Genomic DNA, 9026 nt, shown 5'->3' on the forward strand with positions numbered 1-9026 from the left:
TAACGGTCGAGAGCCGGGTTTGGTGCCGGGGGCACGGACATCCCGGAAATCGACAGCGGACGCCACCTTACCGGCGTACATGCCCCCCTAGGAACGACCAACCGGGGATACCCCTTTTGTGGGGTATCCCCGGTCGGGATCGCTCATGTCATCGAGACGGTGTCTGAAATCAGACGAGCTCGGTGACCGTACCGCCGGCGGCGGTGATCTTCTCCTTGGCGGAGCCGGAGACGGCGTCGACCGTCACCTGCAGCGCCACGGAGATCTCGCCCTGGCCGAGGACCTTGACGAGGCTGTTCTTGCGCACGGCGCCCTTGGCGACAAGACCCTCGACCGTGACCTCTCCACCCTCGGGGTAGAGGGAGGCCAGCTTGTCCAGGTTGACGACCTGGAACTCGGTCTTGAACGGGTTCTTGAAGCCCTTCAGCTTCGGAAGACGCATGTGGAGGGGCATCTGCCCGCCCTCGAAGCGCTCCGGAACCTGGTAGCGGGCCTTCGTGCCCTTGGTACCACGACCGGCCGTCTTACCCTTCGACGCCTCACCGCGACCCACACGGGTCTTCGCGGTCTTGGCGCCCGGGGCCGGACGGAGGTTGTGGATCTTGAGCGGGTTGTTCTCCGCCATGATCAGTCGACCTCCTCGACCGTCACGAGGTGGCGGACGGTGTGCACCATGCCGCGGAACTCGGGACGATCCTCCTTGACGACCTGCGTGTTGATGCCCTTGAGACCAAGGGAGCGCAGGGTGTCACGGTGGTTCTGCTTGCTGCCGATGTACGACTTCGTCTGCGTGATCTTGAGCTGCGCCATTACGCACCAGCCCCGGCACGCGCACGCAGCAGAGCCGCGGGAGCGACGTCCTCGAGGGGCAGACCGCGGCGGGCCGCGATCTCCTCGGGACGCTGCAGGCCCTTGAGGGCCGCCACGGTCGCGTGCACGATGTTGATCGCGTTGTCGGAGCCGAGCGACTTCGACAGGATGTCGTGAACGCCGGCGCACTCGAGCACGGCGCGCACCGGACCACCGGCGATAACACCGGTACCCGGGGACGCGGGCTTGAGCAGCACGACGCCGGCAGCCTTCTCACCCTGGATGGGGTGCGGGATGGTGCCCTGGATACGGGGGACCTTGAAGAAGTGCTTCTTGGCTTCCTCCACACCCTTGGCGATGGCGGCCGGCACCTCCTTGGCCTTGCCGTAACCGACACCCACGGTGCCGTCACCGTCGCCCACCACGACCAGCGCGGTGAAGCTGAAGCGACGACCACCCTTCACAACCTTGGCGACACGGTTGATCGCGACAACGCGCTCAACGTAAGCGGTCTTCTCGGCGGCAGCGTTGCCGCCGTCACGGCCCTTCCGGTCCCGCCGCTCGCCGCCACCGGCACCGCTGCCGCGGCGCTGGGGTCCAGCCATTGGAATTACCTCTCTCTGTTTCCGCTAGCTACGGAACCGGCTCAGAACTTCAGGCCGGCTTCGCGGGCGGCGTCCGCCAGGGCGGCGATGCGCCCGGCGTACTGGTTACCACCGCGGTCGAACACGACGGCCTCGACACCGGCGGCCTTGGCGCGCTCGGCGACCAGGGCCCCGACCTGCTTGGCCTGCGCGGACTTGTCGCCCTCGTTGCCGCGGATCGAGCTGTCCAGGGTGGACGCCGACGCGAGGGTGTGACCCTTCACGTCGTCGATGACCTGAGCGACGATGTTGCGGTTCGAGCGCGTGACGACCAGACGCGGACGCTCAGCCGTACCCGAGATGTTCTTACGGATGCGGATGTGGCGACGCTTGATGGCAGCACGCTTGTAAGCGTCGCCCTTAGCGATCTTCTGCCCGTATGCCATGGCTTACTTACCAGCCTTTCCGACCTTGCGGCGGATGACTTCGCCCTCGTACTTGACGCCCTTGGCCTTGTACGGGTCGGGCTTGCGCAGCTTGCGGATGTTGGCCGCAACCTCGCCGACCTTCTGCTTGTCGATGCCCTCGACCGAGAACCTGGTCGGCGACTCGACCTTGAACGAGATGCCCTCGGGCGCCTCGATCAGGATCGGGTGGCTGTAGCCGAGCGAGAACTCCAGGTTGGAGCCCTTGGCCACGACGCGGTAACCGACACCGCTGATCTCGAGCTTCTTCACGTAACCCGTGGTCACGCCGGTGATCATGTTCGCCACCAGCGTGCGGGACAGGCCGTGCAGGGCCTTGTTCTGACGCTCGTCGTTCGGGCGGGTGACGTTGAGAACGCCGTCCTCACCCTTGGCGATCTCGATCGGCGCCACGACGGTGTGGCTCAGGGTTCCCTTGGAACCCTTCACCGTGACCGTCCGGCCGTCGATGGTGACGTCCACGCCGGCGGGAACCGTGATGGGGAGCTTGCCAATACGCGACATAGCTTTTTCCTCCGTTCCCTTCCGCTACCAGACGTAGGCGAGGACTTCCCCACCCACGCCCTTCTTCTGCGCCTGCTGGCCGGTCAGGAGACCGTGCGACGTGGAGATGATCGCCACGCCGAGGCCACCGAGGACCTTCGGCAGGTTGGTGGACTTCGCGTAAACGCGCAGACCCGGCTTGGAGATGCGCTTGATGCCGGCGATCGAACGCTCGCGGTTCGGGCCGAACTTCAGCTCCAGGACGAGGTTCTTGCCGACCTCGGCGTCCTCGACCTTCCAGCCGGTGATGAAACCCTCCTGCTGGAGGATCTCGGCGATGTGCGACTTGATCTTGCTGTGCGGCATCGCCACGGTGTCGTGGTATGCCGAGTTCGCGTTCCGCAGACGCGTAAGCATGTCTGCGATCGGATCAGTCATGGTCATGAATTGGCCTTCGGCCTCTCTCGCCGGGGTTTCCTGTATGCGCCATCCCTCTCCCCACACAGGGGCGGGACGGGTGCGGCGCGGGGACCTACGGCGTAGTAAGCATTCATTGCGCGGGCAGAAGCCCGCAGGCGGTCAGGGCAGCGAAGACGCCCAACTCTCCTAGCCTAAGCCATGAGAGCCGGGGTCTTCGCCGACCCTTTGCTTACCGAGAGTTCCGGGCACTCCCCAAGTGGGGGACTACCAGGAGCTCTTGGTCACGCCCGGCAGCTCGCCACGGTGAGCCATCTCACGAAGGCACACGCGGCAGAGGCCGAACTTGCGGTACACGGAGTGCGGGCGGCCACAACGCTGGCAGCGGGTGTAGCCACGAACACCGAACTTGGGCTTACGAGCAGCCTTGGCAATAAGAGCCTTCTTCGCCATCTCGCTCACGCCTCCTTGAACGGGAAGCCGAGGTGACGAAGGAGCGCGCGGCCCTCAGCGTCGTTGGTCGCCGTGGTGACCACGGTGATGTCCATACCCCGGACGCGGTCGATCTTGTCCTGGTCGATCTCGTGGAACATGACCTGCTCCGTGAGACCGAAGGTGTAGTTGCCACGGCCGTCGAACTGCTTGGGGGACAGACCACGGAAGTCGCGGATGCGCGGGAGCGCGAGCGACAGGGTGCGGTCCAGGAACTCCCACATGCGGTCGCCACGGAGCGTGACGTGGGCACCGATCGGCTGACCCTCACGCAGCTTGAACTGCGCGATGGACTTGCGGGCCTTGGTGATGGCCGGCTTCTGACCGGTGATGGTGGTCAGGTCACGGACAGCACCGTCCATGAGCTTGGAGTCACGCGCCGCGTCACCCACACCCATGTTGACGACGATCTTGACCAGGCCGGGGATCTGCATGACGTTCTCGTACGAGAACTCTTCCTGCAGCTTGGCCTTGATCTCGTCGCGGTACTTCTGCTTCAGACGCGGGTTGGTGGTGGTCGTCATCAGATGTCCTCACCCGTCCGCTTGGCAACGCGGATCTTGTTGCCTTCGTCGTCGAAGCGGTAGCCGACGCGCGTGACGACCTTCTTGCCGTCCTGCTCAACGACCAGCTGGACGTTGGAGACGTGGATCGGCGCCTCGGTCGTGACGATGCCACCGGCCTGCGAGCCGGAGGCCGTGGGGCCGGCCTTGGTGTGCTTCTTGACCCGGTTCACACCCTCGACCAGGACGCGCTCGTCGCGCGGGTAAGCGGCAATGACCTTGCCCTGCTTGCCCTTGTCCTTGCCGGTGATGACCTGAACCAGATCACCCTTCTTGATCTTCATGCTTACAGCACCTCCGGCGCGAGCGAGATGATCTTCATGAACTTCTTCTCGCGCAGCTCACGGCCCACGGGGCCGAAGATACGGGTGCCGCGAGGGTCGCCGTCGTTCTTCAGAATGACGGCGGCGTTCTCGTCGAAGCGGATGTACGAGCCGTCCGGACGGCGGCGCTCCTTGACGGTGCGAACGATGACCGCCTTGACGACGTCACCCTTCTTCACGTTGCCACCGGGGATCGCGTCCTTGACGGTGGCGACGATGACGTCACCGATGCCCGCGTAGCGGCGGCCCGAGCCACCGAGAACACGGATGCAAAGGATCTCCTTGGCACCAGTGTTGTCGGCGACGCGAAGCCGCGACTCCTGCTGGATCACGTCTATCTCCTGTTTGTCTGCCGGTTCCCGGCAGGGGCGTCTCTCTTACGAGAGGGCCCCTGCCGAGCCTGGCGGAACGAACCCTGAGGGAAAGCCCCTCAGAGCTGTACTTGTTGGAATTCCCTTGCGGGAATTACCTACTTGGCCTTCTCGAGGATCTCGACGACGCGCCAGCGCTTCGTCGCCGACAGCGGCCGGGTCTCCATGAGGAGGACACGGTCGCCGACACCGGCGGCGTTCTGCTCGTCGTGCGCCTTGAGCTTGTTCGTACGGCGGATGACCTTGCCGTACAGGGCGTGCTTGACGCGGTCCTCGACGGCGACGACGACGGTCTTGTCCATCTTGTCGCTGACGACAAGGCCCTCACGGGTCTTGCGGAAGCCGCGGGCGGCAGTCTCTTCAGTCACAGTCTTCTCGCTCATCAGGCGCTCTCCACCGTCTCGATGCCCAGCTCGCGCTCACGCATGAGGGTGTAGATCCGCGCGATGTCCTTGCGGACGGCCTTGAGCCGGCCGTGGTTCTCGAGCTGACCGGTCGCCGCCTGGAAGCGGAGGTTGAACAGCTCTTCCTTGGCCTCGCGGAGCTTGGCGACAAGCTCCTCGTTGCCCAGTTCGCGCAGCTCGGACGCCTTGGTTCCGGCCGACATCACGCTTCACCTGCCTCGCGCTTAACGATCTTGCACTTCATCGGCAGCTTGTGCGCCGCACGAGTCAGCGCCTCACGCGCGATCTTCTCGTTGGGGTACGACAGCTCGAACATCACGCGTCCGGGCTTGACGTTGGCGACCCACCACTCCGGGGAACCCTTACCGGAACCCATGCGGGTCTCGGCGGGCTTCTTCGTGAGGGGGCGGTCCGGGTAGATGTTGATCCAGACCTTGCCGCCACGCTTGATGTGACGCGTCATGGCGATACGAGCGGCCTCGATCTGACGGTTCGTCACGTAGGCCGGGGTGAGCGCCTGGATGCCGTACTCGCCGAACGCAACCTGCGTGCCACCCTTGGACATACCGCTGCGCTTCGGGTGGTGCTGCTTGCGGTGCTTGACCCTACGGGGGATCAGCATTTCGGTCAGGCCTCCGTTCCGGTGCTCTCAGCAGCCGGAGCAGCGGCGGCAGCCTCGGCCTTGGGGGCCTCGGCGGCGGGAGCCTGCTGCTGCGGCTTGCGACCGCGGCCGCCACGCTCGCCACCACGGCCACCACGGGCCGGGCGGTCGTTGCCACCACGGGCCGGGCGGTTGCCGGCGCGGGCAGCGGCGTTCTCGGCGCGGACCTCGGCGATGTTCTTGACGTCGCCCTTGTAGATCCAGACCTTCACGCCGATGCGGCCGAAGGTCGTCTTGGCCTCGAAGAAGCCGTAGTCCACGTTGGCGCGGAGCGTGTGCAGGGGCACGCGGCCCTCGCGGTAGAACTCCGAACGGGACATCTCGGCACCGCCGAGACGACCGCCACACTGGATCTTGATGCCCTTGGCGCCCGCCTTCATCGCCGACTGCATGCTCTTACGCATGGCACGGCGGAAGGAGACACGCGACGAGAGCTGCTCGGCGACGGCCTGGGCCACGAGCTGCGCGTCCGTCTCGGGGTTCTTGACCTCGAGGATGTTGAGCTGGACCTGCTTGCCCGTGAGCTTCTCGAGGTCACCGCGGATGCGGTCGGCCTCGGCGCCGCGGCGGCCGATGACGATGCCGGGACGAGCGGTGTGGATGTCCACACGCACGCGGTCACGGGTGCGCTCGATCTCCACCTTCGAGATGCCGGCGCGCTCCATGCCGGACGTCATCATCCGACGGATGGCGACGTCTTCCTTGACGTAGTCCTTGTACAGCTTGTCGGCGTACCAACGCGACTTGAAGTCGGTCGTGACACCGAGCCGGAACCCGTGCGGGTTTACCTTCTGGCCCATTACCGGGTTCCTTCCTTGCTGCTGACGACCACGGTGATGTGGCTGGTCCGCTTACGGATCCGGTAGGCGCGGCCCTGGGCGCGCGGACGGAACCGCTTCAGGGTCGGACCCTCGTCCACGTACGCCTCGCTGATGAACAGCGACGAGGCGTCCGTGTGGTCGTAGTTGTGCGCGGCGTTGGCGATGGCGCTGTCCAGCACCTTGCCGACCGGCACGCTCGCGGCCTGCGGGGCGAAACGCAGGACCGCCTGAGCCTCCGTGGCGTCCATGCCACGGATGAGGTCCACCACGCGGCGGGCCTTCATGGGCGTGACGCGGATGTACCGCGCCTGGGCCCTGGCTTCCATGGTTGTCCCTTCGGTGTTAGTCATAGTCGATTCCACCCCGCCTTAGCGGCGCTTCGACTTCCGGTCGTCCTTGACGTGACCCCGGAAGGTGCGCGTCGGCGAGAACTCGCCGAGCTTGTGGCCGACCATCGACTCGGTGACGAACACCGGGATGTGGGTCTTGCCGTTGTGCACCGCGATCGTGTGACCCAGCATGCTGGGAACGATCATCGAGCGGCGGGACCAGGTCTTGATGACGTTCTTGGTGCCGGCTTCGTTCTGGGCGTCCACCTTCTTGATCAGGTGGTCGTCGACGAAGGGCCCCTTCTTGAGACTGCGCGGCATCTAAACCCGCTCCTAGCGCTTCTTGTTCGACTTGCGGCGGCGGACGATGTACTTGTTGCTCGCCTTGTTGCGATCACGAGTACGACCCTCCTTCTTGCCCCACGGCGAGACCGGGTGACGACCACCGGAGGTCTTGCCTTCACCACCACCGTGCGGGTGGTCGACCGGGTTCATGACGACACCACGCACGGTCGGGCGGACGCCCTTCCAGCGCATGCGGCCGGCCTTGCCCCAGTTGATGTTCGACTGCTCGGCGTTGCCGACCTCGCCGACGGTGGCGCGGCAGCGCACGTCGACCAGGCGGATCTCACCGGAGGGCATGCGGAGGTGGGCCATCGAGCCCTCCTTCGCGAGCAGCTGCACGGAGGCACCCGCGGAGCGGGCGAACTTGGCGCCACCACCGGGACGGAGCTCGATCGCGTGGATCGTGGTACCGACCGGGATGTTGCGGAGCGCCAGGTTGTTGCCGGGCTTGATGTCGGCCGCCGGGCCGTTCTCGACCACGGCACCCTGGGCGAGCCCACGGGGGGCCAGGATGTAGCGCTTCTCGCCGTCCGCGTAGTGCAGGAGCGCGATGCGCGCGGTGCGGTTCGGGTCGTACTCGATGTGAGCGACCTTCGCCGGCACGCCGTCCTTGTCGTGACGACGGAAGTCGATCACGCGGTAGGCGCGCTTGTGGCCGCCACCCTGGTGGCGGACGGTCACGCGACCGGAGTTGTTACGGCCGCCCTTGCTGTGCAGCGGGCGGACCAGCGACTTCTCCGGCGTGGACCGCGTGACCTCGACGAAGTCGGCGACGGAGGAGCCACGGCGGCCCGGCGTCGTCGGCTTGTACTTGCGGATTCCCATTTCTCAGTCCTCGTCCGATATTCGGACCAGGGCGCTCCGTTAGGAGGCCTGGCCGAAGATGTCGATACGGTCGCCCTCTACGAGGGTCACGATCGCGCGCTTGGTGTTCGCACGCTGGCCGAAGCCGGTGCGGGTCCGCTTGCGCTTGCCCTGGCGGTTGATCGTGTTGACCCCGGAGACCTTGACCGAGAAGACCGCCTCGACGGCCTGCTTGATCTGGGTCTTGTTGGCACGCGGGTCGACGATGAACGTGTACTTGTTCTCGTCGAGCAGGGCGTACGACTTCTCCGAGACGACCGGACGAACGAGAACGTCACGGGGGTCCGTGATGCTCTTGCTCAGCGGCGTGGGCTCGACAGCGATCTTGCCCTCGGTGGCGATGCGCTTCGCCTTGGCGACGCGCGCGGCCTTGGCGGCCTTGGCGGCCTTCGAGGCGATGCTCGGGTGACGCGTAGCCATCAGGCCTCGCTCCCTTCGGTGTCAGCGGCCTTGGGGCCAGACACGAAGGACTCGAAAGCGGCCTGGGTGAAGACCACGTCGTCCGAGACGAGAACGTCGTACGTGTTGAGCTGGCCCGGCTCCAGAATGTGGACCTGGGGCAGGTTGCGGGCGGAGAGCCACGCGGCCTCGTCGGCGCGGTCGGCGACCAGGAGCAGGTTCTTGCGCTCCGAGATCTTGCCGAACAGCGTCTTCGCGGCCTTCGTGGAGACCTCGCCCTCGACCACGCCGGAGACGACGTGGATGCGAGCGTTGCGGGCCCGGTCGGTGAGGGCGTGACGCAGAGCGGCAGCCTTCATCTTCTTCGGGGTCCGCTGCGAGTAGTCACGCGGCACGGGGCCGTGGACGACGCCACCGCCGGCGAACTGCGGGGCGCGGGTCGAGCCCTGACGGGCGCGGCCGGTGCCCTTCTGGCGGTACGGCTTCTTGCCACCGCCGCGGACTTCGCCACGGGTCTTGGTCTTGTGCGTGCCCTGTCGGGCAGCGGCGAGCTGGGCGACGACGACCTGGTGGATCAGCGGGATGCTGATCTTCTCTACGTCGAAGATCTCCGCGGGGAGCTCGACGGACCCGGCCTTGTCGCCAGCCGGCGAAAGGATGTCAATGGTGCTCATC

Annotated in this window: 19 protein-coding genes; all 19 read right to left on the reverse strand. The window is 66.0% G+C overall.

Annotation, left to right across the window (positions count from 1 at the left end; translation table 11 throughout):
- Positions 1–169: 169 nt before the first annotated feature.
- The 19 genes from rplO to rplD all read right to left on the reverse strand — a co-directional run bounded on the left by rplO (position 170) and on the right by rplD (position 9025).
- Positions 170–625, reverse strand: coding sequence for a 50S ribosomal protein L15 (gene rplO / locus ACZ7LY_RS07185; protein ID WP_093824865.1), 456 nt, complete (start codon positions 623–625; stop codon positions 170–172).
- Positions 626–627: 2 nt separating this feature from the next.
- Positions 628–810: a 50S ribosomal protein L30 gene (gene rpmD / locus ACZ7LY_RS07190; RefSeq protein WP_005481207.1), complete on the reverse strand. Its 183-nt coding sequence runs from the start codon at positions 808–810 to the stop codon at positions 628–630.
- Positions 810–1415: a 30S ribosomal protein S5 gene (gene rpsE, locus ACZ7LY_RS07195; protein ID WP_471623531.1), complete on the reverse strand. Its 606-nt coding sequence runs from the start codon at positions 1413–1415 to the stop codon at positions 810–812. The genes rpmD and rpsE overlap by 1 nt, the downstream gene beginning before the upstream one ends.
- 41 nt (positions 1416–1456) lie before the next feature.
- The gene (gene rplR, locus ACZ7LY_RS07200) at positions 1457–1840 is read right to left on the reverse strand and encodes a 50S ribosomal protein L18 (protein WP_471623532.1); all 384 of its coding nucleotides are present in this window, start codon (positions 1838–1840) and stop codon (positions 1457–1459) included.
- 3 nt (positions 1841–1843) lie between these two features.
- The gene (gene rplF, locus ACZ7LY_RS07205) at positions 1844–2383 is read right to left on the reverse strand and encodes a 50S ribosomal protein L6 (protein WP_471623533.1); all 540 of its coding nucleotides are present in this window, start codon (positions 2381–2383) and stop codon (positions 1844–1846) included.
- Positions 2384–2407: 24 nt separating this feature from the next.
- Positions 2408–2806 carry a 30S ribosomal protein S8 gene (gene rpsH, locus ACZ7LY_RS07210; RefSeq protein ID WP_188337378.1) on the reverse strand — a complete coding sequence of 133 codons (399 nt, stop codon included), beginning with the start codon at positions 2804–2806 and terminating at the stop codon, positions 2408–2410.
- Positions 2807–3046: 240 nt separating this feature from the next.
- On the reverse strand, positions 3047–3232 hold the full coding sequence (locus tag ACZ7LY_RS07215) for a type Z 30S ribosomal protein S14 (RefSeq protein WP_003948630.1): 186 nt from the start codon (positions 3230–3232) through the stop codon (positions 3047–3049).
- A gap of 5 nt (positions 3233–3237) precedes the next feature.
- Positions 3238–3795, reverse strand: a complete 558-nt coding sequence (rplE, locus tag ACZ7LY_RS07220; RefSeq protein WP_471623534.1) for a 50S ribosomal protein L5 — start codon at positions 3793–3795, stop codon at positions 3238–3240.
- Complete coding sequence (rplX, locus tag ACZ7LY_RS07225) at positions 3795–4118, reverse strand: 50S ribosomal protein L24 (protein WP_471623535.1); 324 nt, start codon at positions 4116–4118, stop codon at positions 3795–3797. The genes rplE and rplX overlap by 1 nt, the downstream gene beginning before the upstream one ends.
- 2 nt (positions 4119–4120) lie before the next feature.
- Positions 4121–4489 carry a 50S ribosomal protein L14 gene (rplN, locus tag ACZ7LY_RS07230; protein ID WP_003998823.1) on the reverse strand — a complete coding sequence of 123 codons (369 nt, stop codon included), beginning with the start codon at positions 4487–4489 and terminating at the stop codon, positions 4121–4123.
- Positions 4490–4626: 137 nt separating this feature from the next.
- Positions 4627–4911: a 30S ribosomal protein S17 gene (rpsQ, locus tag ACZ7LY_RS07235; protein WP_111663851.1), complete on the reverse strand. Its 285-nt coding sequence runs from the start codon at positions 4909–4911 to the stop codon at positions 4627–4629.
- The gene (rpmC, locus tag ACZ7LY_RS07240; protein WP_017949657.1) at positions 4911–5135 is read right to left on the reverse strand and encodes a 50S ribosomal protein L29; all 225 of its coding nucleotides are present in this window, start codon (positions 5133–5135) and stop codon (positions 4911–4913) included. The genes rpsQ and rpmC overlap by 1 nt, the downstream gene beginning before the upstream one ends.
- A complete protein-coding gene (gene rplP, locus ACZ7LY_RS07245; RefSeq protein WP_059424836.1) occupies positions 5135–5554 on the reverse strand; it encodes a 50S ribosomal protein L16 in 420 nt (139 codons plus the stop codon). The genes rpmC and rplP overlap by 1 nt, the downstream gene beginning before the upstream one ends.
- Before the next feature lie 5 nt (positions 5555–5559).
- Complete coding sequence (rpsC, locus tag ACZ7LY_RS07250) at positions 5560–6393, reverse strand: 30S ribosomal protein S3 (RefSeq protein WP_471623536.1); 834 nt, start codon at positions 6391–6393, stop codon at positions 5560–5562.
- Positions 6393–6740: a 50S ribosomal protein L22 gene (gene rplV, locus ACZ7LY_RS07255; RefSeq protein WP_009327087.1), complete on the reverse strand. Its 348-nt coding sequence runs from the start codon at positions 6738–6740 to the stop codon at positions 6393–6395. Before rplV ends, rpsC begins: the two co-directional genes overlap by 1 nt.
- A 42-nt stretch (positions 6741–6782) precedes the next feature.
- Positions 6783–7064: a 30S ribosomal protein S19 gene (rpsS, locus tag ACZ7LY_RS07260; RefSeq protein WP_403533367.1), complete on the reverse strand. Its 282-nt coding sequence runs from the start codon at positions 7062–7064 to the stop codon at positions 6783–6785.
- A gap of 12 nt (positions 7065–7076) precedes the next feature.
- Positions 7077–7913 (reverse strand): 50S ribosomal protein L2, encoded by an 837-nt coding sequence (gene rplB / locus ACZ7LY_RS07265; protein ID WP_161304259.1) that lies wholly within the window; start codon positions 7911–7913, stop codon positions 7077–7079.
- Positions 7914–7952: 39 nt separating this feature from the next.
- Positions 7953–8372: a 50S ribosomal protein L23 gene (gene rplW / locus ACZ7LY_RS07270; RefSeq protein ID WP_471623537.1), complete on the reverse strand. Its 420-nt coding sequence runs from the start codon at positions 8370–8372 to the stop codon at positions 7953–7955.
- Positions 8372–9025, reverse strand: coding sequence for a 50S ribosomal protein L4 (rplD, locus tag ACZ7LY_RS07275; RefSeq protein ID WP_471623538.1), 654 nt, complete (start codon positions 9023–9025; stop codon positions 8372–8374). The genes rplW and rplD overlap by 1 nt, the downstream gene beginning before the upstream one ends.
- Between the last annotated feature and the right edge of the window lies 1 nt (position 9026).

The organism is Streptomyces sp. NPDC107550 (genome assembly GCF_055639095.1).

Bases quoted from the DNA above. Each gene is read 5' to 3' on its own strand.
- rplO (WP_093824865.1), bottom strand. From the start codon at position 625: ATGGCGGAGAACAACCCGCTCAAGATCCACAACCTCCGTCCGGCCCCG.
- rpmD (WP_005481207.1), bottom strand. From the start codon at position 810: ATGGCGCAGCTCAAGATCACGCAGACGAAGTCGTACATCGGCAGCAAG.
- rpsE (WP_471623531.1), bottom strand. From the start codon at position 1,415: ATGGCTGGACCCCAGCGCCGCGGCAGCGGTGCCGGTGGCGGCGAGCGG.
- rplR (WP_471623532.1), bottom strand. From the start codon at position 1,840: ATGGCATACGGGCAGAAGATCGCTAAGGGCGACGCTTACAAGCGTGCT.
- rplF (WP_471623533.1), bottom strand. From the start codon at position 2,383: ATGTCGCGTATTGGCAAGCTCCCCATCACGGTTCCCGCCGGCGTGGAC.
- rpsH (WP_188337378.1), bottom strand. From the start codon at position 2,806: ATGACCATGACTGATCCGATCGCAGACATGCTTACGCGTCTGCGGAAC.
- ACZ7LY_RS07215 (WP_003948630.1), bottom strand. From the start codon at position 3,232: ATGGCGAAGAAGGCTCTTATTGCCAAGGCTGCTCGTAAGCCCAAGTTC.
- rplE (WP_471623534.1), bottom strand. From the start codon at position 3,795: ATGACGACCACCACCAACCCGCGTCTGAAGCAGAAGTACCGCGACGAG.
- rplX (WP_471623535.1), bottom strand. From the start codon at position 4,118: ATGAAGATCAAGAAGGGTGATCTGGTTCAGGTCATCACCGGCAAGGAC.
- rpsQ (WP_111663851.1), bottom strand. From the start codon at position 4,911: ATGAGCGAGAAGACTGTGACTGAAGAGACTGCCGCCCGCGGCTTCCGC.
- rpmC (WP_017949657.1), bottom strand. From the start codon at position 5,135: ATGTCGGCCGGAACCAAGGCGTCCGAGCTGCGCGAACTGGGCAACGAG.
- rplP (WP_059424836.1), bottom strand. From the start codon at position 5,554: ATGCTGATCCCCCGTAGGGTCAAGCACCGCAAGCAGCACCACCCGAAG.
- rpsC (WP_471623536.1), bottom strand. From the start codon at position 6,393: ATGGGCCAGAAGGTAAACCCGCACGGGTTCCGGCTCGGTGTCACGACC.
- rplV (WP_009327087.1), bottom strand. From the start codon at position 6,740: ATGGAAGCCAGGGCCCAGGCGCGGTACATCCGCGTCACGCCCATGAAG.
- rpsS (WP_403533367.1), bottom strand. From the start codon at position 7,064: ATGCCGCGCAGTCTCAAGAAGGGGCCCTTCGTCGACGACCACCTGATC.
- rplB (WP_161304259.1), bottom strand. From the start codon at position 7,913: ATGGGAATCCGCAAGTACAAGCCGACGACGCCGGGCCGCCGTGGCTCC.
- rplW (WP_471623537.1), bottom strand. From the start codon at position 8,372: ATGGCTACGCGTCACCCGAGCATCGCCTCGAAGGCCGCCAAGGCCGCC.
- rplD (WP_471623538.1), bottom strand. From the start codon at position 9,025: ATGAGCACCATTGACATCCTTTCGCCGGCTGGCGACAAGGCCGGGTCC.